General features: G+C 66.3%; 21 protein-coding genes and 1 riboswitch. Of the genes, 11 read left to right on the top strand and 10 right to left on the bottom strand.

The features are described 5' to 3' along the window. Positions 1–108 precede the first annotated feature (108 nt). Positions 109–1,299 (top strand): phosphotransferase, encoded by a 1,191-nt coding sequence (locus JOF48_RS17555; protein WP_209682950.1) that lies wholly within the window; start codon positions 109–111, stop codon positions 1,297–1,299. 45 nt (positions 1,300–1,344) lie between these two features. Continuing rightward, the gene (locus tag JOF48_RS17550; RefSeq protein ID WP_209682947.1) at positions 1,345–1,560 is read left to right on the top strand and encodes a helix-hairpin-helix domain-containing protein; all 216 of its coding nucleotides are present in this window, start codon (positions 1,345–1,347) and stop codon (positions 1,558–1,560) included. 31 nt (positions 1,561–1,591) lie between these two features. Here JOF48_RS17550 and JOF48_RS17545 read toward each other — a convergent pair whose 3' ends face one another. Next, a complete protein-coding gene (locus JOF48_RS17545; protein WP_209682945.1) occupies positions 1,592–2,284 on the bottom strand; it encodes a YceI family protein in 693 nt (230 codons plus the stop codon). Positions 2,285–2,456: 172 nt separating this feature from the next. Between JOF48_RS17545 and JOF48_RS17540 the strand changes: the two genes are divergently transcribed. The 4 genes from JOF48_RS17540 (at position 2,457) to JOF48_RS17525 (ending at position 6,154) form a co-directional block, all read left to right on the top strand. After that, positions 2,457–2,621, top strand: coding sequence for a hypothetical protein (locus tag JOF48_RS17540; protein ID WP_209682942.1), 165 nt, complete (start codon positions 2,457–2,459; stop codon positions 2,619–2,621). 685 nt (positions 2,622–3,306) lie between these two features. Then, positions 3,307–4,083: a hypothetical protein gene (locus tag JOF48_RS17535; protein WP_209682939.1), complete on the top strand. Its 777-nt coding sequence runs from the start codon at positions 3,307–3,309 to the stop codon at positions 4,081–4,083. Further along, the gene (locus tag JOF48_RS17530) at positions 4,080–4,442 is read left to right on the top strand and encodes a DsrE family protein (protein ID WP_209682937.1); all 363 of its coding nucleotides are present in this window, start codon (positions 4,080–4,082) and stop codon (positions 4,440–4,442) included. The genes JOF48_RS17535 and JOF48_RS17530 overlap by 4 nt, the downstream gene beginning before the upstream one ends. A 59-nt stretch (positions 4,443–4,501) precedes the next feature. Continuing rightward, a complete protein-coding gene (locus JOF48_RS17525) occupies positions 4,502–6,154 on the top strand; it encodes an HD domain-containing phosphohydrolase (protein ID WP_342591292.1) in 1,653 nt (550 codons plus the stop codon). Between the two features lie 52 nt (positions 6,155–6,206). On the opposite strand, the gene JOF48_RS17520 is transcribed toward JOF48_RS17525, so the two are convergent. The 8 genes from JOF48_RS17520 to JOF48_RS17485 all read right to left on the bottom strand — a co-directional run bounded on the left by JOF48_RS17520 (position 6,207) and on the right by JOF48_RS17485 (position 15,502). After that, a complete protein-coding gene (locus JOF48_RS17520) occupies positions 6,207–6,527 on the bottom strand; it encodes a hypothetical protein (RefSeq protein WP_209682934.1) in 321 nt (106 codons plus the stop codon). A 28-nt stretch (positions 6,528–6,555) separates the two neighbouring features. Continuing rightward, positions 6,556–7,323, bottom strand: coding sequence for a DUF427 domain-containing protein (locus JOF48_RS17515; protein ID WP_209682931.1), 768 nt, complete (start codon positions 7,321–7,323; stop codon positions 6,556–6,558). Positions 7,324–7,473: 150 nt separating this feature from the next. After that, a complete protein-coding gene (locus tag JOF48_RS17510) occupies positions 7,474–9,036 on the bottom strand; it encodes a multicopper oxidase family protein (RefSeq protein ID WP_209682926.1) in 1,563 nt (520 codons plus the stop codon). 120 nt (positions 9,037–9,156) lie between these two features. After that, positions 9,157–9,609 (bottom strand): DUF6153 family protein, encoded by a 453-nt coding sequence (locus tag JOF48_RS17505; protein WP_209682924.1) that lies wholly within the window; start codon positions 9,607–9,609, stop codon positions 9,157–9,159. A gap of 77 nt (positions 9,610–9,686) precedes the next feature. After that, positions 9,687–11,798, bottom strand: a complete 2,112-nt coding sequence (locus tag JOF48_RS17500; protein WP_209682921.1) for a heavy metal translocating P-type ATPase — start codon at positions 11,796–11,798, stop codon at positions 9,687–9,689. Between the two features lie 1,469 nt (positions 11,799–13,267). Beyond that, positions 13,268–14,005: a hypothetical protein gene (locus tag JOF48_RS17495; protein ID WP_209682919.1), complete on the bottom strand. Its 738-nt coding sequence runs from the start codon at positions 14,003–14,005 to the stop codon at positions 13,268–13,270. Next, entirely contained in the window at positions 13,998–14,795 is a 798-nt protein-coding gene (locus JOF48_RS17490) for an ABC transporter permease (protein WP_209682916.1), read from the bottom strand. Before JOF48_RS17490 ends, JOF48_RS17495 begins: the two co-directional genes overlap by 8 nt. After that, positions 14,792–15,502, bottom strand: a complete 711-nt coding sequence (locus tag JOF48_RS17485; protein ID WP_209682913.1) for an ABC transporter ATP-binding protein — start codon at positions 15,500–15,502, stop codon at positions 14,792–14,794. Before JOF48_RS17485 ends, JOF48_RS17490 begins: the two co-directional genes overlap by 4 nt. A 131-nt stretch (positions 15,503–15,633) precedes the next feature. On the opposite strand from JOF48_RS17485, the gene JOF48_RS17480 reads away from it, so the two are divergent. Continuing rightward, on the top strand, positions 15,634–16,488 hold the full coding sequence (locus JOF48_RS17480) for a sensor histidine kinase (RefSeq protein WP_209682910.1): 855 nt from the start codon (positions 15,634–15,636) through the stop codon (positions 16,486–16,488). Then, positions 16,485–17,171 (top strand): response regulator transcription factor, encoded by a 687-nt coding sequence (locus JOF48_RS17475; protein WP_209682907.1) that lies wholly within the window; start codon positions 16,485–16,487, stop codon positions 17,169–17,171. Before JOF48_RS17480 ends, JOF48_RS17475 begins: the two co-directional genes overlap by 4 nt. A 26-nt stretch (positions 17,172–17,197) precedes the next feature. Here the strand turns inward: JOF48_RS17475 and JOF48_RS17470 are convergent, their stop codons facing one another. Continuing rightward, positions 17,198–17,395, bottom strand: a complete 198-nt coding sequence (locus JOF48_RS17470; protein ID WP_209682904.1) for a hypothetical protein — start codon at positions 17,393–17,395, stop codon at positions 17,198–17,200. Positions 17,396–17,557: 162 nt separating this feature from the next. Between JOF48_RS17470 and JOF48_RS17465 the strand changes: the two genes are divergently transcribed. The 3 genes from JOF48_RS17465 (at position 17,558) to JOF48_RS17455 (ending at position 20,301) form a co-directional block, all read left to right on the top strand. Further along, positions 17,558–18,022: a GatB/YqeY domain-containing protein gene (locus JOF48_RS17465; protein WP_209682902.1), complete on the top strand. Its 465-nt coding sequence runs from the start codon at positions 17,558–17,560 to the stop codon at positions 18,020–18,022. Between the two features lie 61 nt (positions 18,023–18,083). Then, a riboswitch (TPP riboswitch) is annotated at positions 18,084–18,178 on the top strand. A 54-nt stretch (positions 18,179–18,232) separates the two neighbouring features. Next, the gene (locus tag JOF48_RS17460; RefSeq protein WP_209682900.1) at positions 18,233–18,997 is read left to right on the top strand and encodes a 3-oxoacyl-ACP reductase; all 765 of its coding nucleotides are present in this window, start codon (positions 18,233–18,235) and stop codon (positions 18,995–18,997) included. Next, the gene (locus JOF48_RS17455; RefSeq protein ID WP_209682898.1) at positions 18,997–20,301 is read left to right on the top strand and encodes an LLM class flavin-dependent oxidoreductase; all 1,305 of its coding nucleotides are present in this window, start codon (positions 18,997–18,999) and stop codon (positions 20,299–20,301) included. The genes JOF48_RS17460 and JOF48_RS17455 overlap by 1 nt, the downstream gene beginning before the upstream one ends. The last annotated feature ends 744 nt before the right edge of the window (positions 20,302–21,045 follow it).

The following is a 21,045-nucleotide window of genomic DNA, read 5'->3' as shown; positions in this document are numbered from 1 at the left end:
TCCTGCCGGATATTTGTTCGGACGAGGCACAAATCATCCGCTGTTGACAGGCGGGCCGGTGGGTTTCACCATGGAGGCAGCACGCCAACCCCTCGGCAAGGGACCATCATGGAAAATGCATGCGGAAACCTGGGCATCATGGGTGCAGCTGCGCCGGATGCAGCAACTTTGGCGGCAGTTGCCGGCGCAGCCATGCATGGCGCGGCGCAGGCTGTCCTGTCGGTGCGGGCGGCCCGCATCGAGATGCCCACTCCCAACATGACCACCGGCGGGCTGTGGCGGGTCCAGAGGACTGCCGCCCTGGCGGCTGGCGACGGGAACACCGCTGACAGCAGGACCAAGCCCTTTAGTGTTGTGGCAAAACTCATCCAGTCTCCCTTGCTGTGGCATGGAATCGGACAGGTGCCGCCCGGCATGCGGGAGGAACTGGCCAGCCAGTACCTGTGGCGCACCGAGGCGGAGATTTATGCTTCCCGGCTTGCCGAAGTGGTGCCCGGCGGTGGCCGGCTGCCAGATGTCCTGGGGCTCTGCGACGTGGACCCGCAGCGCACCGTGATCTGGATGGAGGACGTGCAGGAACATCCGGACGCCTCGTGGTCTGATGAGGTGTTTGCCCAAGCGGCACATTGGCTGGGGCGTCTGGCCGGCAGCCGGGCGGTCCGTGCCAACTGGCCGCAATTCGATGAGGAGGGCGCCGCAGGCAAGCTGCGCTTCTATGTACACGGCGTCGGCGCCCACGTGCTGGTGCCGTCGCTGCTGGGGGAGGACTTGTGGCGGCTGCCGTCGGTGGCCCCCGCGGCGACGCCGGATCTGGTGGCAGGGCTGCGCGCCTTGGCCGTGCGTGCCGGGGACATTGTGGAGGAAATGCTGGCCATGCCCCAACTTCCCTCGCACGGGGACGCCTGCCCGCAAAACCTGGTCATCGAAAGCGGCCGGGACGGCCCTGCACAATTTGTGGCCATCGACTGGGGTCTCGCCGGCCCGGCCTGCCCCGGTTTCGACCTCAGCCAGCTGCTGGCCGGGCACGCCAACGACGGCCGGCTCCCGGCGGAGGCTGTACACAGGCTGGAGCCGCAGTGCCTCGGCTCCTACTGTGAGGGGCTGGCACAGTCCGGCAGCCACGTGGACAAGAGCGCCGTCAGACGCGGGCACGCCTTGTCGCTGGCGCTGTTCACCGGACTTTTTACCCTGGTAACCCCCCGGTTGGAGGAACCCGATTCGCCGGAACTGCACGCCTTCATGGCCCAACGCCTGGCCATGGGCCGGTTTGCCCTGGACCTGCTGGCGGAAACAGACTGAACCGTGTCCGTGGAGCCGGACCTTCCGCCGTGCAAGAATGGGCCAATGAGCGATCCAGGGACACCGGAAGAGACGGAATTTCCGCGGGCCATCGGCAGGCCCGCAACAAGGGCCCTGGCCAATGCAGGCATCACACGCTTCGACCAGCTGGCCGCCCGCAGTGCCGGGGATCTCCTGGCACTGCATGGTGTGGGACCCAAGGCGGTACGGATCCTGGGCGGGGAATTGGCCAGCCGCGGCCTGGCCTTCGCCGCCGACTGAGCAGGTGGACGCCGGGCTCCGGGGGCCCGCCCTATTTGGCCAATTCCAGCAGCATCTCCACGGTTCCGGAGTTCTCCACCTTCACGAATCCAAGGTTCGGGGCGTCGATGCCAAAGTCTGAGAATGTGATCGGAATCGAGCCCGACACCTGCACCCCGCCTGCCGTGGCCTGCGCCTGGAGGCTGGCTGTGACGGCCTGCGTGGCCCCGGCGATCGTCAGTTCGCCCTTGGCCGTGACCGACGCCGTCCCGGTTGCCACCGCAGAAATGTCCACGGGCTCCGTCAGTGTAAACGTCGAGGTGGGGAAGTCCAGGGTCTTGACGATGCTGGTGAACTGCCTGTCCCGGCTGTCGCTGTCGGTGACGAGCCCGTTCATGTCCACGACCACCTTTGCCGAGGTGAGGCTCGTGCCGTCGATGGTGACCTCGCCCTGCACCCCGCTGGTGCGTCCCACCACGGTGGCATTCTGGCCGTTCAGCACCTCGTCCACCCGGTAGCCGGCCTGCGAACCTGCCGCGACTTTCCATGTCCCGTTCAACCCTTCCGGGCCAAGGCTGGCGGTTGCGCCCGCGCTTGGCCCGCCCGTTTCCGGCGACTGGGGCGTAAGCGTGAATTCGCTGCTCGCCCGGCTGTTCTGCACGTTGGCGTAGATGACGCTGCCGCCCCACACCGCCGCGACAGCCAGCACCAGCAGGACCCCTGCCAAGATCAGTTTTTTGCGCATGCATGCCTCCAGGTTCACTTTTTGTGTGGATATGAACTATGCCAGTGAAGCCTGCGTCTTGTCTGTGTTGTCCCGCTGGATTCATCAAACCGGAATCCCCGGGGGGATGCCCGACGGCGTCCTTCCGCCAAAAACTATTCCCTCACCTTTTCGCGCGGCGTAGCGTTGGTACATGAGCAAGCACCCAGTCGAAGAGAACCCGGCAACGGAAAACCATCCGGACGGGAAGCACTCAGCGGTGGAGGACTTCATCAAGCTGATCGTGCCCGAACCCGAACTTCTGGAGGAAGAGACCACAGGCGACCCGGACATCGAACCGCGCAGGACCGGCGCCTGACAGATGAAAGCGAGCCACCCATGACACCTAGCGAGGGGCGGGCGGTGCGGGCCAGCATTCCCTATCCTGACAGGCCCCGCCACCCCGATCCCACCCAGCCGCCGTACCCGCCTGATCCCACCCAGCCGCCTGACCCGTACCGCCCGCCGGATCCGAACGAACCGTATCCGCATCCGGTCCCGCCGGAGCCGGTCTTCCCACCCGACCCGATGTCGCCACAGCAGCCGCCCATCGACCGCTGAGCAGGCCGCGGGGCATCCCCGTGGTGGCAATCTCCGGTGTTCCGCCAACGCCTGGCGGCCTGCAAAGTTGGGTTTCGGTTGAAATAGCGTGAAATCGCGCACTGCCGTCCCGTTCCCCGCAATTTCTGGGTGGGATCCACTCTCACGGGATGACCTTGGTGTGCTGAGTTCTGACGTCTGCATCGTGTTCTGACCTCTGCGTCGACATGCATGGGTAAAACCGTACAAATGGGTGGGGACGTCAGAATACGGTGGGGACATCAGAACTCGTGGGGCCCAGATTGTCGGCGCGCTCAGAACTCGGCGCGGGTACGGGGGCCCGACACGCGTATGGCCGCTTTCCTCGTGGTGGCGGCTGCTGAGACCCAAAGATGGGGCAGATGCCCCATGCGTGCGCCGCCCGGCGGACCTACGCTTTTTCACACAACGTGAAGGAGCTCATCATGGCCACACCATCACCCCGGGACTGCGCAGCACTTGCCGAGACCACCGCCGCATTGCCTCCCGGGACCGACGAACGGCTCAGCGGCTACGCCCTCATGGGCATGCCGTTCAGCTCAGGACACTGTCTGGCGTTCCGGCGCTTCCCGGCCAGTTCCATCGGACCCGCCTACGCTGCACTGTGGCTCTTCCGCCCCAACGCCGGCTGGACCATCTACGCCGACGCCCCGCCCGAGCAAAGCTGCGCCCGCTACTTTGGCGCCGACCTCGCCGGGACCGCCCTCACCCCGGTGGAACGTCACTGGGAGGGTCCCTTCGCACTCACGGTGGGCGTGCCCGGCGTCGTGCGGTGGAGCCTTGAACTGAAGGAAACGCGTTCGACGGCGGCCCTCACCACCGCGGCAGGCCTCCTTCCCGAGGGGTTCTGGGGGCGGCCCGCCGTGCTGGCCGGCATGGGCAGGTTCATGGGACCTGCCCTGCATGCGGGGACGCTGCGGCTGGCCGGGACGGTGCCGAATGGGCAGACGTACCAGGCGCGGCCCATGCGGGTGTGGGTGGTCAAGGCCAGCCATGCCGTAATCGACGGCACCGACGCCGGGGCGCCAAAACCGCTGCCGCAACAGCTACACCTCGGCGACTTTTGGCTTCCGCAAAGGGGCCTCTTCGTCGCGGACATGAGCCTGCATTTCCCCTCCACCGCACCAGCCCGCACACAACCAGCCCCCTCCAAACAACAAGCCGCCCACACGGGGGCACACCTCGGAAGGACCACATCATGAACAAGGCAGTCATCAGCCTGTGCACGGGGCTGGAAGATCCGGAGCGCGTCACCGTGGCGTTCCTCGTGGCGGTTGGCGCCGCCGAGCAAGGGCGGCAGACTCTGATGTTCCTGACGAAGGAGGCCGTTCGGATTGCCCTCAGCGGCTTCGCCAACGTGGTGGCGTGCGACGGATGCCCGCCGCTGTCCGGACTGCTGTCCCGTTACGAGGCTGCCGGCGGGAAGTTCCTGGTCTGCCCCATCTGCCTGGATGCCCGGAAGGTGGACCGCACCGGCTTCGCCGCGAATGCGGCCGCGGGCGGGACCGTGCAGATGTGGGACTGGATCGGGGAGGACGCCGTTGTGTCGTTCAGCTACTGAGCCCCTGACGGCCAATATTCACGCGTGCCGTGCGCACGGACCGACCCTAGAATTAACAGGTGGCTGACCACGGTTCGGGCGTTGCCAAGGGACAGCCCTCCGGGCCTGTCCCGGAGGGCTCCGCGGCACGCAGCGGCGCCGGGCAGGGCGCCCCTGACCACCGGGTGGAACCGGCCGCCCGCCGCAGCGAAATGCTGGCGGCCCTGTCGTTGGCCATCGACCTGGGGCTGGGCCAGCCCATGGAGCACATGCTGCGGGCCACGCTACTGGGACTGCGCATCGCGGACACGCTGGGCATCCCGGAGCAGCCACGGGGCCGCATCTTTTATGCGAACCTGCTCGCCTGGATCGGCTGCCATGCGGATTCCCACGAACTCGCCGCCCTGTTTGGCGACGACATCGCTTTCCGTGCCGACTACTACTTCATCGACGCCCACGGGCTGCCCATGCTCTCGCTGATGCTGCGCCACACCGGCACCGGGCTGCCCCTGCTGCAGCGCACCGTGCGCCGCTCCCAGTTTGCGGCCACGGCAACCACGGCTGTTCGGGCGTTGATCTCCTCGCACTGCACCTCTGCAGGGCGCCTGGCAGACAGGGTGGGGCTCGACGCGGAGCTGCCGGGCATCCTGCGCCACACCTTTGAACGCTGGGACGGGCGGGGCCTGCCCGCTGGGGTGTCCGGCGTCGACATTCCCGTGGAGATGCGCATTGCACAGCTGGCCGACACCGTGGAGGTTTTCCTGCGCAACGCGGGCCTGGACGCTGCCGTTGGCATTGTCAGGGAGCGCCGGGGCACCCAGTTCGACCCGGAGCTTGCCGATGTCTTTTGCGCCCGGGCCGCAGGGCTGACGGAAGGTCTGCTGGCGCTTGACCCGTGGCCGGCTGCGCTGGCGGCGGCCCCGGCAGAGTCGGCCCTCACAGCTGCGGAGCTGGATGGCGTGCTGGCGGCCATGGGCGACTTTGCCGACCTGAAATCGCCGTGGACGGCGGGGCATTCGCGGCAGGTGTCGGCGCTCGCCGCGCAGGCCGCCGTGCACCAAGGCTGCAGCAGTGCGGAGGTCCTGGCCGTCCGCCGCGCCGGCTGGGTCCACGACCTGGGCCGGATGGGTGTCTCCAACGGCATCTGGGACAAGCCCGGACCGCTCTCGGCCGTGGACCGCGAGCGCCTGCAGTTGTACCCGTTCCTGAGCGGGCGCATCCTGGGCCGGGTGCCGGGCATGCACCGCGTGGCCGAGCTGGCCGGTGCGCACCGGGAGCGGCTTGACGGATCGGGCTATCCGCGCGGCCTGGGTGCGGGTGAGCTGGACCCGGGGCAGTGCATCCTGGCCGCGGCCGACGCCTACCAGAGCATGCTTGAGCCGCGTCCGCACCGGCCGGGGCTGCTGCCGGCGGATGCCGCGGGACGCCTGCGTGCGGAGTCCGGGGCGGGCAGGTTGGCGGGAGCCGCCGTCGACTCCGTCCTTGCGGCTGCCGGGTTCAAGGAGGCACGACGGCGTTCCCTGCCGTCTTCGCTGACGGCCAGGGAGCTTGAGGTGCTGCGGCTGTTGTGCCGCGGGATGGACAACAAGTCGATCGCCGCGGCACTCGTCATTGCGCCAAAGACCGCCCGGAACCATGTGGAGCACATCTATGTGAAGACCGGTGCGAGCAACAGGGTAACCGCCACGTTGTTTGCACTGGATGCGGGGTTGTGGGACCGGGCTGCCGAATGACGTGGCGGCAGCCTGCGGGTCCAGGGTCCGGGGCCAGATCGCCCGGCCCCCGCTAGACCGCGGACCGGCCGGCTGCTTCGCGGATGGCGCTGCGCAGTGTGCCCAGTTCGGGGTTGCCGCGCAGGCCCGCAGGTGTGGGGTAAACCCGGCACGTCACGGCAGGTTCATTGTCGGTGGGGAACAGGTCGCGGCCGTTGACGGCGAAGGTGGGGGAGCCGTGGAAGTTCAGGGCTGCCGCCTCATCGTCATTACGAACCTCCCTGACGGCGAGCGCCGCTGGGGCAAAGCCTTCCAGCGAGAGCGCCTCGCTGAAGAGTGCCTTGGCTGCGGCATCGTTGGGGCAACCGGGGATGGTGCGCAGTTCAAAGTCCATGCTTCCATTATCTGCCCATGCGCCGCTACTAGCCGTCGCTGGGCCGGTTCTTCGTGTTGGAGAAGATGGAGCGGGGCCGCGGGACAGCCAGCCCGTCGACGGTGATGTCCACGGATTCGTTGTAGAAGGAGATCCTGTCCTTGATGCGCGCCACAGCGGGATACGGGTCCGGGTAGGCCCAGGCGACGGAAGGCGACCCCGGCGCATCCCAGTAGTCTTCGGCATATCCCTTGTAGGGGCAGTGGCTGCGGTTGTTTCCGCGGCTCATCAGGTCCAGGCGCACGTCTGCGCGGGGCAGGTAGTAGCGGGTGGGCAGGTAGGTTTCAAAGAGCAGGACGGGGTCGGTGCTGTCGGCCAGCAGCACGCCGTCGAGCGAGACCGTGATGTGCCGGGAGCTGGGGAGCGCCTCCACGCGCTTGTGCGGATCGCGGGGATGGCTGTGGACCTCCTCTTCCTCCTCGAGCCAGCGGTCGATGCCCGCAGGGTCCCAGCTGAAGGTGGTGCGCCCCTCGAGCTCTGGTGCGTCCCTCCGCCATGCGGCGTTGGGCAGGACCCTGCCGTCGGCGTGTACGTCATACCATTGGGCCACGGGGCCCTTGGGGCTATAGAACGTTGGCGGCCCCGCCGGGGCTGCCGTGGACGGGGTGAGCAGGTCCATGCGGATGTCTTCCGGGGCGAAGGCGTAGGCAGGGATGGGGAACTTCTGCTCCCAGTAGAGCATCGGCGCCCGGCTGTCCACCACGGCGGTGCCGCCCACCATGGCGCGCACCCATTTCTCGCTGATTTCGGTCCGCATGCGAACCACCTGGATTCTATAGAGGGCCGGCGCCGGCTGCTGTCAGGAATCTGTTCCCGTGGATGCAGGAAATTATACGCCTGCAGATCCTGCGGCCGCGGCCCTGCCGGCGGCGCCACGGTGCACGACGCCGGCCCGGCCCCTCCGGCACTACTTGAGGTAGGAGAACACTCCCATCATGCCGCGCTCTGCGTGGTACGCGTTGTGGCAGTGTGTGAGCCATTGCCCCGGGTTGTCGGCATCAAAGTGAACCACCACCGTCTCGCCGGGCCGCACAATCACCGTGTCCTTGCGTGCGCCCGCCTCACCAATCTGGAACGTGTGCCCGTGGATGTGCATGGGGTGCCACATGTCAGTGTCATTGATGAACGTGACCTGCACGCGCTCGCCGGCCCGCAGATCGAAACTGTGTTCGAACGGCTTGTCCATGTCGAAGCGGCGCCCGTTGATGCCCCAGTCGTACTTTGCCATCCCGCCGGTCAGCCGCAGCTCGTGCCTGCGGTCAGCCTTGCGTTTCGGCAGGAGCACCGCAGGATCCGCGGTGAGCTTTCCGCCGTCGAGCACGGTCCCCGCCAAGCCCTGCGGCAGCCCCTCCACCGTTGGAGCCTCACCCGTCCCCGTGCTGACAAGTCCGTAGGCCAGCTGGCCTTTGCCCTCTGCCAGCGCCAGCACCGGCGTCTGCCCCTCCCTGACAGTCAGGAGGGCATCAATGCGCTCGCCCATGCCAAGCACGACGGCGTCGGCCTGGGTTTGCTGGACCGGGAAGCCGTCGCTGTGGGTCAGGGTAAGCGCCTGCCCCGGCAGCCCCACCCGGTAGGCGGTGTCCCCGGCGGCGTTGATGATGCGCATCCGGATGCGCTCGCCGGCCTTGGCCTCAAAGATCTCCGGGGAATCGGAGGATCGGCCGTTGAACAAGTGGTGCGGGACATAGACGTCACCGGCATCCCCGCCCAGGTAGTCGCTGCGCGCCCCCATGAGCATGTGGCGGCCCATCAGCATGGGCCCGTCACCGTGGCCCATCCCCTCCATGGCCGAGTGGTCCATGCCCGCCATCGCCCCCATGCCCTCAGAGAGCTCGGCCATCACGTCGTCCGGGGTCCCTCCCACACCGTCCACCCAGTCATCCAGCACGATGACCCAGTCGCGGTCGTACTCAAGCGGCTCCTGGGGATCTTCCACAACCAGGGCCCCGTACAGGGCGCGCTCTCGCTGCATCTCCACATGGGAGTGGTGCCAATACGTGCCGGGGTGCGGCAGCTTGAAGTCGTACACATGCGCGCCACCCGGCGCGGCCGCCTCCTCCGTCAGGCCGGGGACGCCGTCGTCATTGTTGCGAAGCGCCAGCCCGTGCCAATGGACGCTGGTCGGCTCAGGCAGGGCGTTGCGCACGGTGACCTGCAGCCGGTCACCGGCCCGGGCACGCAGCGTGGGGGCGGTGAACGCTCCGTTGTAGCCCCACGTGGACACGGACTGTCCATCCAGGGTGGTGGAGGCGGTGCCCGCCTCCAGGACGTGCGCAACCGTCACGCCCGACGACGGCCGCAGCGCCTCACGCTCGGCCACCAGGGGGTCGGTGGGCATGACCCGCCTCGCCGCATCCGCTGCGGGATCGGCGGAGCAGGCAGCGAGCGCTGCCGCAGCCGTGGCGGCCAGCGACAGGCCAAGGAAACCGCGGCGGGTGGGACGGACAATATTGCTCTTGGGATAAGACATGAAAGTATTCCTCAACAAGGTGAACGGACGGCAAGGATCAGGCCGTCCGGCGCGCACATGCGCGGCTGACACGGACAGGGACGAATGGGCGCACGGATGCGCAACCAGTCAGCCGGTGTTCTACGTGCGGTTCACCTGCAGCTGTTCCAACGACGGCGCCCCGGACGGCCTGTGCCGGAACGCACGACCCGGAACACGGGGAAAGGGAACTTTCAGGGACCATGCCCCCAGCGTTGCGGGGCTGGCCAGCCCCAGCAGGGAGGCAACGGGCAGGGGAGCGCAGCCGCCATGCGACGGCAGCTCCTGGCCATGCCCGGTGGCAGGGCATGCCATGTCCATGCTGCCATCGGCGCTCGCAGGCAGCCCGGACACCATCCCGGCTTCATGCACCAGTGCGCTCGCAGGCGCAGCGGCCATTGATGCCGCGTGTGCCCCGGATGTGCCGGCCGGCAGGGGTCCGCCGGCCATGACGTGCATTCCCAGCAGTGCGGCCACCAGCCCGGCGAGCACGGCAAGGAGTGCTACGTGGCGGCGGCACGGCTTCGCCAAGAGGCACCGGGCGGCGGTGAACATGGCTGCTCCTTTCTGGTCTCCGGAATTGGGGGCAAGGCGGGCCAGGCGGGCGTTGCGGCCCGGGTGTTGGGGAGGAGTTACCGGACGTTCTCCGGGTTGAGGTCGAGCCGGCGCAGCAGTTGTGCGTTCAACGCCACCACGATGGTTGACAGGGACATCAGCACGGCCCCGGCCGCGGGGGAGAGCACGAAGCCGGCGAACGCCAGCACGCCGGCCGCCAAAGGCACCGAAATGACGTTGTACCCTGCAGCCCACACCAGGTTCTGCCACATCTTGCGGTAACTGGCATGGGAGAGGTCGATCATGGACACCACGGATCTCGGGTCGTTTCCGGCCAGCACCACGCCGGCCGATTCCATGGCCACGTCGGTGCCCGCACCGATGGCAATGCCCACCTCGGCCCGGGCCAGGGCGGGCGCGTCGTTGACGCCGTCGCCCACCATTGCCACCTTCAGCCCGCGGGACTGCAGCTCGCGCACCTTCTGGTCCTTGTCCTGCGGCAGCACCTCGGCGAAAACCTCGTCAATGTCCAGCTCTGCGGCCACGGCGTTTGCCACCTGGCGTGCGTCGCCGGTGATCAGGGCAACCTTGATGCCGCGGTTCTTCAGGGCGGCAATCGCCTGGCGGGACTCCTCACGGACCTCGTCCTCAAGGGCGACGGCGCCCATCACCTGGCCGTCACGCATGACGTGAAGCACGGAGGCGCCGCGGGTGATCCAGGCTTGCGTTGCCGCGGTGACGTTCTCCGGCACGGTGATGCCGTGCTCGGCCAGCAGTGCCGGCCCGCCCACGGCGGCGGGGGAGCCGTTGACAGTGGCGGTCACGCCGCGACCGGCCAGCGCCTGGAAATCTGAGGCGGGAGGAACAGCCGCACCATGCTTTGCGGCAGCGGCCACAATGGCCCGGGCGGACGGGTGTTCGCTGTCGGACTCCACGGCGGCGGCGAGGGCCAACAGCTCAACTGTTGTGACGCCGTCGTCCATGGCAATGCCCGTGACGGTGGGCTCGCCCTTGGTGAGCGTGCCTGTCTTGTCGAAGAGGACCACGTCCACGGTGCGCATCCGCTCGAGCGCCATGCGGTTTTTGATCAGGACGCCGGCGCGGGCGGCGCGTTCGGTGGAGATGGCGATGACGAGCGGGATGGCCAGGCCCAGGGCGTGCGGGCAGGCGATCACGAGGACCGTGACGGTGCGGGTGACGGCGTCGGGGATGCTGCCGAGCAGGGCCCACACGATGAACGTGATGACGCCGGCGCCGGCTGCGAAGTAGAAGAGGAAGGCGGCGGCGCGGTCGGCGAGGGCCTGGGCGCGGGAGGTGGACGCCTGCGCCTCGGCGACGAGCCGCTGGATGCCGGCCAGGGCGGTGTCCTCGCCAATCGCGGTGACCTGCACGCGCAGCGAGTTGTCGGTGGCGACGGTTCCGGCGGTGACGGCGTCGCCCACGGTGCGGGAGACGGTTTTCGATTCGCCGGTGATCATGGATTCGTCGATCTCGGCCGTGCCCTCGGCAATGACGCCGTCGGCGGGCAGGCGCGAGCCGGAGCGGACCAGCAGCAGGTCGCCGTGTCTTAGTTCCCCGATGGCGACGGTTTCGGTGCCGTCGGCCGTGATGCGCTCCGCTTCGTCGGGCAGGAGCGCGGCGAGTGCATCGAGGGCGCCGCTGGCCGAACCGAGCGCACGCATTTCAATCCAGTGGCCCAGCAGCATGATGACCACCAGCAGGGCCAGCTCCCACCAGAAGTCCAGGTCGAAGCCGCCAATGCCCAGGCTGGTGACCCACGAGGCGATGAACGCGACGCCGATCGCCATGGAGATCAGCAGCATCATGCCGGGCTGGCGGGACTTGATCTCGCCCCAGCCGCCCTTCAGGAACGGCATGCCGCCGTAGAGGAAGATGAATGTGCCGATCACCGGCGGAATCCACGAGGCGCCCGGGAAATCCGGCACCGTGTAGCCGAGCAGGTGGCCCACCATGGGGCTGAAAACCAGTACGGGGATGCTCAGGATCAGCGAGAGCCAGAACCGGTCGCGGAACATCGCCACGCTGTGCCCGGCATGCTCGCCGTGCGAGTGGACGGCATGGTCGTCGTGGTCCCTGCCTGCGTGGTTCATGGTGGAATGGTCGACGCCTGATGGCTGCGTTTTCATGGCCGCATCACCGTGCTGGTGGTCGCCGTGGTGCTCTTGCATGACACTTCCTTTGCGGGGAGGGTGAACTATGCGTTGGGGGACGAGCTGCGGTGGCGGGACCTGATTCGTGCATTCTTGCGGGCGCGCGACGCGCTGCTTCACTGGCAACAGTGCAATCATACCCTACGGGGGTATATTCAGCGATAGTGGCAATGGCTTCCTTTGACACTTCCTGCGGGAGGGAGCGGCGTGGTGTGGCCAGCCGCTTCAGCATCATTGGGTCAGCACGCCGGGGCTGGGCGGGTCGCCGCCGGGCCTGACGGCTGCCATGGCCCTTGCCTGGAATTCACTGCCCAGACGGCGGCATCTCGTGCGAAATTCCTCCGGGCGGAGGTGCGGGCGTAGCTGATTTGGTTCGGGAAGACGGTGCGGGCGGTCCGCAGCACCCGCAGCGTTTGAATATACCCGTTGGAGGTTTGGGGCGTGAACGCGTCCTTGCCAGGCAGTGCCGATTCGGCGGCCTGGCAAGCAGCCAACGGATCGAACTTTCTGCTCAGCCCGATTGACCCCCTCGGCCCTCAGGAGGCAGCTCCCATGAAGTCACGTCCGGCTCCAAGTCAGACTGGGATGAACGCCTGATAGCATCATCACCGTGACCGGAGCCATGGTGATGCGCAAGCAAAATATAATGACCGCGAGTTTTTGAACCTTCACTTTGGGGGCAGGGATGCAATGAGACGGGGGTTATTCGATATTTCTTCACCAAACTCGGATCCTGCATTTCTGGCGGATTGTGGAGGATTTTGGCACTCCAGAACCCATGCGCCAATTATGATGGTCACTTTAGTGTGCTCAAATATTTTCCCGAGCACCTGCCGTGGTACGGCTGGTGGGAGTTATGACAACACTTTGGCACAGCATCCATGATCATAAATTATTACTGGTCGCTGGCTCTCCCTCTAACGCTTTGGATTTGGCATGCCGTATCCATGTTTAGAAGCAAAAAGTATCCGCTATTGAGCTTCACGCTGGCCCTGATATCTTGCATTTTTTGATCGCAGCCCTATGGGTCATCGCCGTTGTTGCCTATCCTCCGGAAAAAGAGTTCTCAATGGTTTACAGACCCGGCCACAAAGAACTAATTGAAAGTCTATTTTTAGCATTAATATTGTGGGTTCCAATGATGGCTCTCGAACCTTTACTATATTTTGCCAGGTGGCTCATGAAGGTTGGGAGGCCTTCGGTGAATGAAACGTCTTCTCAAGACGTAATGCATGAGTGATGTCCGGTCACTTCGGAAATGGGCATGGTTTGTGAGTTCAGGGCTCTGGAGGTGGGACGCCGGTCGGTAATCCGGTTCTTTGAGTTTTGGGCGTTTGTTCCAGTGGCTGCGCCATGGAATGGAAGGTTCCGAGAGATATCGAGCGCAAGATCGGTTGCCGCTCATCCATTGAACAGCCATATCAGGCATCCTGGGCATGGCTAAAACGGGAACACCTGCCAATCGCCTGGCGCAGCAGCCGAAGCGACTAGTGATCCCTGCTCGTGAACCTCACCGCCGCTGCCATCCCCGCAACAAGCGCCCAGCCCAGCAGCACCAGTGCACCGGTTCCCGCCGAAAGCACCGGGTCGGTATCGGGCAGGTAGAGGAGACTGCCGGCGCGGTCGGGCAGCCACCGTGCGTGCTCGGTGGCCGCTCCCACCAGCGGTGAGGCGAGTAGGACCAGCGCCAGCATCACCACCAGCGCAGGCATAAGGTGCCTCAGGAGCAAGGCAGCGGTATACGCCAGCAGCCCTGTCAGCAATAGATAGAGTGCAGCACCGGCGAGTGCCCACGGTCCAGCATCAGCGCCGGCCCCGGTGAAGCCCGTCGCCGAACGGGTGACAACCGCAGCCAGCAAGCCCGCGCCCAAGGCGGCCACGGCGGTGAGGGAAACCGCCATCAGTGCTGCCACGCTTTTCGCGGCAAGAAACACCATCCGGTTCGGAACCGCCGTGAGGGAGGTGCGGATCTGGGCGCCCGCGTATTCATGCGCCGCGGGCAGGATACCCAGCAGGATGATCCCCAGCTGGGCAAAAGGGACGGATGCCAGCACGGCATCGACCACCCCCGCGGATTCACGCAGTCCAGTGGCAGCCATGGCAGCGGAGATTGCGGCGCCGAGCACGACGGTGCCCGCCGCTGCAAGGACCGCCAACGGCAGTGTTCGCAGCTTTGACAGCTCAGCCAGGACCAGGCCACCCTTTGTCACGGCCATCTCAGGCATCCCGCCGATTGAACACAACACCGGAGACAACAAGCATCACGGCAGTCCAGCCGGCCATTACGATCGCGCCGGGGACGGGGTCCAGGCCGCCCTCGAGAACAAACTCACCGGGGAAGCCGAACAACTTTCGCCCTGCCAGGTCGGGAAGCCAGTGCGCCAGGGGAGTGAGCATCGAGAGCAGCAGCGAGAAGGAGACAACGGAACCGTTGGCAATGAGCACGATCAGCGGAATGATGCCGCTGCGTGCCAGCGCAGTGATGGAGAAGGCGAGCAGCCCCATCAATGCCCAGTACAGTGCGGTGCCCAGCGAACGGCTGACGGCATCGGCTGCACTGACCGTTTCGGTTCCGGCGTCCCCGATGATGGCCTGCGCAAGCGCGATGTTGCCGGGTATCGTCAATAGGGCGGCCAAGGCGACAAAGGTGAGGACCACCGCGGCCTTCGCCGTGAACAGGGACAGCCGTTGCGGCGCAACAGCCAGCGTGGTGCTGATTTGCCGTGCTCCGCCGGATTCTGCCCGGTCTGCCGTGTACTCGCTGCCGATGGCCGTCACACCGACCACCACGGCACCCACGACGCCGACAATGGGCATGGCCGCGAATCCCGCCTCAAAGGCGGACGTATCCGCAACCATCCCCGGCGTGCCAGCTGCCACGGCGCCGCGTACAGTAAACGCGTTGAGCACGGTGATTGCCGCTGAACCCAGCAGCGCCACGGCGATCCCTGCCCACGCCGCGGGAAGGGTGGCCGTCTTGCGGAGTTCGGCCAGGAAGAAGCGTCCGGTTCTCATCGCCGGGCCTCCGCACCGCCGGTGAGGGCGAAAAAGGCGTCTTCGAGCGAGGCGAAGCCTGCGGTCACCTGGGCGACACCCCCGTCAGCGACGACGCGGCCGGCCGTGATGACCACCAGGTCGTCGGCGATCTCAGCCACCTCGCCCATGAGGTGGCTGGACAGAAGGACTGTGCCGCCGGCATCAGCGTGGCCGCGCAGTAGCCTGCGAATCCAGCGGATGCCCTCCGGATCGAGCCCGTTGACGGGCTCATCAAGCACCAGCGCCTCCGGCTCGCCGAGCAGTGCCGCGGCAAGGCCCAGCCGCTGGCCCATGCCCAGGGAGAACTGGCCAACACGGGTTCTGCCGGAATCAGCTAGGCCCACTTGTTCGAGCACCTCGCCAACACGGCGCTGGGGGATGCCGCCGGCTCGTGCCACCCATGCCAGGTGGTTGCGGGCCGTGCGGGAGCGGTGGGCGCCCGACCCGTCCAGCATGGAACCGACCGTGCGCAGTGGATCTGGCAACTTGCTGTACGCCTGCCCGTTGACGAGGGCCGTTCCCGTGGTGGGACGGTCCAGTCCAAGCAGGATCCGCAGGGTTGAAGACTTGCCGGCCCCGTTGGGGCCAAGGAAGGCCGTCACCCGGCCGGGCAGGGCCTGGAACGAGACATCGGAGAGCGCGGCATGGGAGCCGTGGCGTTTGCTGAGTGAGTTGAATTGAAGCATGGTTCAATCCAATCTTGGCCCGGGTGTCCAGTCATCGGGCCAGGGACCTCACTTCAGGCGATGACATGCGACCCTGGTCCCTCAGACCCTGGTCCGAAGCCGGGAGCAGGCCGGGCGGCTAGCATGGTGGGATGGAAAATGACCGGCCCCTGTGGCGTTCACGCACAGGGCTGGTGGCAGCGGAAATCCTGCTGGCGCTGGCGATATTCATCCTGACAGTCGGCATTGACAGCCCCGCCGCTGCGGCCGCGGTCTTGGGCATCGCCGCAGCGGCCGCGCTTGTCGTCGTCATTGGGACCCAACTGCGGATCCGAACTGAACGCACGGTGCACGAGGATGCGGTCGCCGCGTGGGCGGGCGAGCGCGCAACCCAGGCCGAGCGCCTGCGGATTGCGGCGGAGCTCCACGACCTTGTCTCCCACGGGCTGGGACTGATCACAGTCCGTGCCGCCGCCGCGCGCAGCGTTCAGGGGCCCGCAGGCGAGACGGAACGGGGCCAAGCCCTGGCGGACATCGAAGAGGCCGGGCGTGAAACGACCACCGAGCTGCGCCGCATGCTCCAGCTGCTCCGCGAACCGGGCGCGGCACCGCTGCGCCCGGCCGAATCACTGGCAGACCTGCCCTCGATCATCCGGTCGGCGGAAGACGGCGGGCTCAGGGCCACCCTGGCCGTCGGGGACCTCGGCCACACGGCCCCGGGAGTGCAGCTCACCGTTTGCGCCGTGGTGCGAGAGGCACTCAACAACTCATTGCGGCATGCCGGCCCGGCCCGCGCGGAGGTGGAGCTGCGGCGCGAAGGTGGGATGGTCGTCGTCGTGGTTCAGGATGGAGGCCCGCAGGATGGCTGGCAGCCGCAACCCGGCGCCGGACACGGCCTCGACAACCTGCGTGAACGGCTCGCACTCTTGGGCGGCACGCTCCACACGTCCTCCACCGGGCAGGGATTTACGCTGACCGCCCGCATTCCCGACCAGGGGCGCCCATGACCGCCGGGCCTGCCGCACCCGACATCCGGGTGGTGATTGCCGACGACCAGCCTTTGTTGAGGCACAGCCTGGCGCTGCTGATCGGCGGGGCGCCGGGTATCGCCGTTGTCGGGGAGGCCGCCTCCGGAACGGAAGCTGTCAGCGTGGCAAGGCAGCTGGCCCCCGATGTTGTCGTGATGGACATCCGCATGCCCGGCGGCGACGGCATCCAGGCCACGCGGGAGATCACCTCCGACCCTGCACTGTCAGGCTGCCGGGTGCTGGTGCTGTCCATGTTTGAGCTGGATGAATACGTCTACGGTGCGCTGCGGGCCGGCGCCAGCGGTTTCCTGCTCAAGGATGCCCACCCGGACCAGCTCCGCGACGCGATCCGGCGCACGCATGCGGGGGAGTCCCTGTTTGCCCCGGCCATTCTCACGCGGCTCGTGGAAAATTTCGTGAGCAGGCCCGCCGCCCCCGCGACAGGGCCGGGACGGCTCACGGCCCGTGAAGTCGAGGTGCTCACGCTGGTGGCGCGGGGCCGCTCAAATGACGAGCTCGCCGCGGAACTGTACATCTCGATCAAGACGGTCAAGACCCATATCGGAAAGCTGCTGGCAAAGTTGCATGCCCGCGACCGCGCCGGCTTGGTCATCGCCGCCTACGAACACGGGCTGGTCACCGCCGGCCGTACTTCCCCCTGACGCGGTCCGTGCCCGCTCCGTGTGGCTCAGGCGCGGGGCTGCGGCGGCTCGCTGGCGGTTGTTTCATCCATGGCGTCGGGGAAGGCGTGTTGAATCAGCTCGCTGGTGGGTTCCCTGCTCATGATCAGCTGCTGGTAGCTCTCGGCGGCCCCGGCAACCGGGCCAAATCCCGACCGCAGCCACCACGGCCGCCACGGCCCAGCCTGCCCGCCGGATCGCTTCACACTTTTCCGCTGCCATGACGCCCCCCGTTGTTGGTCATTTATCCAACCATAGGCGGCAACCGCGCCCGCAGTCTGCCCTCCCATGCTGTTTCGGCCCCGTGGACGGTGGATAATTGTTCTCGATTGCCGTCAGGCACGCATACACCGACTCTTAGGGGACACATGTCTACGCTGAAGCAAAAACTCAAGACCGACGTCGTTGCACACATGAAGGCCGGCGACAAGGTTGCCCTGACCACCGTCCGCAACGTCCTCGGTGAAATTGAGACCAAGGAAAAGGGCGGCAAGACGCCTGTGGAGTTCGACGACGCCCAGGTCACCGCGCTGTTGCAGAAGGAGGCTGCCAAGCGTCGCGAGACGGCCGCGATCTACACGGAGGCCGGCGAGGCCGACCGCGCGGCGGCAGAAGTCGCCGAGGCAGAGGTCATCGAGGCATACCTGCCCAAGCCGCTCACGGCCGAGGAGGCAGCCGCCATTGTTGACCGGATCATCACCGGCCTGGAAGAGAAGCAGGGCGCACTGTCCATGAAGCAGATGGGCTTGGCCATGAAGCCGATCACCGCCGAAATCGCCGGCCGTTTTGACGGCAAGGCCGTTTCCGACATGGTCCGCAAGCGCCTGGCGTAACAACCGGCACCGGCTTGCAGGCCCGATTGCGGGGCCGGCAGGGATTGTGGCTATACTCGCTTGCAGTGACACGGGGTGCCCCGAAACGGGGCTGAGAGAACACCCGTTGAACCTGATCTAGTTAGCACTAGCGAAGGGATGTCCTGCTGGCCTTTTGCGCGCCTGCGCTGCCATGCAACCCATCTCTTTGCCTTTCAAAGGTGGAGACCCATGCACATTTCCGAACAAATCGTCCTCGTCACCGGCGCATCGCGCGGACTCGGCGCAGCCATTGCCAGGGCATTCCTGGATTCCGGTGCCCGGGTGGTGGTGAATTACCTCAACAGCGCCGGACCGGCGCACGACCTGGCTGCGACGGCAGGGGCCGGCCGGGCCGTGGCCCTGCAGGCCGACGTCACCGATCCCGGCCAGGTGGCCGCCATGCTTGCCACGGCGCAGGACCACTTCGGTGCCCCGGTGACCACGGTCGTCAACAACGCACTGGCGGGTTTCTCCTTCAACGGGGACGCGCGCAGCAAGGCGGGGGAGCTGTCATGGGAGGAACTGCATGCCCAGTTCTCCGGCACGGTCCGCGGCGCGCTCAACACGGTCCAGCAGGCGCTGCCGGGCATGCGCCGTGCAGGGTTTGGCCGGGTGGTGAACATTGGCACCAACTTGTTCCAGAATCCCGTGGTGCCGTACCACGACTACACGGCGGCAAAAGCCGCCCTGCTGTCGCTGACCCGCACGCTTGCGGTGGACCTCGGCCCGGAGAACATCACTGTCAACATGGTTTCCGGCGGGCTGCTGCGCACCACCGATGCCAGCTCGGCCACGCCGGAGGAGGTTTTTGACCTCATTGCTTCAAGCACCCCGTTGCGGCGCATCACCACGCCCGCCGAAATGGCCGATGCCGCGCTCTTCTTTGCCTCGCCCTGGGGGCGCTGTGTCACCGGCCAGAATCTGGTGGTCGACGGCGGCCTGGTGATGAACTGATGCCCGGGGCACCCGCCAGACAGCTCCACCTGAACGCCTTTGTCCACGGCTGCGGGCACCACAATGCCGCGTGGCGCAGCCCAAGGGCAAGGCCCGCGGATCTGGTGGACCACGCTTATTGGACCAGCCTTGCACAGACGGCGGAACGCGGATGCTTCGACGCCGTGTTCCTGGCGGACGGCCAGTCCCAGGGCGACATCACCCACGGCCCGCTGTGGAACCTCGAACCCCTGACCCTGTTGTCGGCCATGGCGGCCGGCACGGAGCGGATCGGCCTGGTGTGCACCATCCCGGCGTCGTTCTACGAGCCGTTTCCCGCGGCCCGGATGTTGGCCTCGCTTGACCACATCAGCGGCGGACGGGCGGGCTGGAATGTGGTGACCTCCATGTTCGACGCGGAAGCACAGAATTATGGCATGGACACACTGCCCGTGCATGCCGAACGGTACGGGCGGGCGGCCGAGTTCGTCCAGGCCGCCCTGGCCCTGTGGGACTCCTGGGACGCCGACGCCATCCGTGCAGATCCCGCGGGAGCCTACGCCGACATGTCCAAAATTCGGCCCGTGCACCACGAGGGCCGGCACTTCCGGATGGCCGGGCCGCTCAACGTGCCTCGTTCCCCGCAGGGCCGCCCCGTCCTGTTCCAGGCAGGCGCTTCCGAGGACGGTCGCAATCTGGCGGCACGCCATGCCGAAGGTGTGTATTCCGTTGCAGCGGACCTGTCGAGCGCACAGCAGTACTACCGGGACGTCAAGGCCCGCGCCGCCCGTGCGGGCCGAGATCCGGGCCAAGTGGTGGTGATGCCGGGTCTAGTCAGCTACATCGGCAGCACAGCCAAGGAGGCCGCTGCTGCACGGGCGGAATTGGACGGGCTGGTGCCGGTGGCCCAGTCGCTGGCCCAGCTGGGTAAGTTCATCCAGCAGGACTGCATCAGCTGGGAGCTGGACGCCCCCGTCCCGCGGCTGGCACCGGCGTCGGAATTTTCCGGTCCGGCGGGCAGGTATGCCACCATCCTGCGGCTGGTTGAGACGGAACGACCCACGGTGCGCCAGCTGTTGGATCGGCTGGCGGCCGGAGGCGGCCACTGCACCATGGCCGGCACCCCCGAACAGGTTGCAGACGGGATCCAGCACTGGTTTGAGAATGGGGGCGCGGACGGCTTCAACCTGATGCCGCCCGTCCTTCCCGGGTCCCTGGAAGAATTTGTGGACCGCGTGGTCCCGCTGCTGCAGCGTCGCGGGCTGTTCCGGAACCGGTACACAACCCGCACACTGAGGGGGCACCTGCTCGGTGTGGACGCCTGAGGGGTCAATCCCACCGGTCGTGCTGACGCAATACGACGTCACAAGTCCTCCTGATTCGTTGGCCCAGACGCCCAGCTACGCGGCACTTCTGCCCGCAAACGACTAGCAAAAAATTGGCTGGGCGACACACTTATCAGTGAGTGGGCAGTTTCACTTTTCAGTTGACAAATCAGCCACCAGAATCAGGCGACAGTGAATTTGAGTGGACGGAGCCGACAAGTATGTTGGGGAGTTTCATCGTTGAAATATACGTGACTAGAATCAGCGCCCCCTATTGGAGTGGGAGGCCGAGTGAACTCCAAGCATATTTCGGCTCCGAGCACGGCAGACCTTGTGATTGTTTTCTGCACGCCGTTTCCCCGCCATGGTGATCGTTCTTTCGACAGTCAAAAACCTAGGCAGGAAGCGGCGTGTGGACGTTAAGGCGCGCGAAAAACACCCACGGAAGAGTCACAAGAGCCCAAATTTGCTGAATTTGGGGAGAAAAGGGGGAGTTGGCCGTTCTTGCTCATAAACGTCTCTGACCCGCAGAATGAAACCGCGGGTCAGAGGGCCTTTGTACCCTGGGCCGGACTCGAACCGGCGGCCAAGAGAATCTCACTACCTGGATTCTGTTGGGTGGGGGTACTTGCCATATTTCCCGTGTTTTCGGCGAGTTTCACTGTTTTCGAATGCCGTGACATGTCGCGCATTGCCATGGTTATTGGTTGAAAAGGGGGAGTAAAAGGGGAGCGGCTGCTGTTC

The organism is Arthrobacter stackebrandtii (assembly GCF_017876675.1).
Lineage (GTDB): Bacteria > Actinomycetota > Actinomycetes > Actinomycetales > Micrococcaceae > Specibacter > Specibacter stackebrandtii.
The sequence above is the reverse complement of the archived record's forward strand: the minus strand, read 5'-3'. Positions and strand labels throughout refer to the sequence as shown.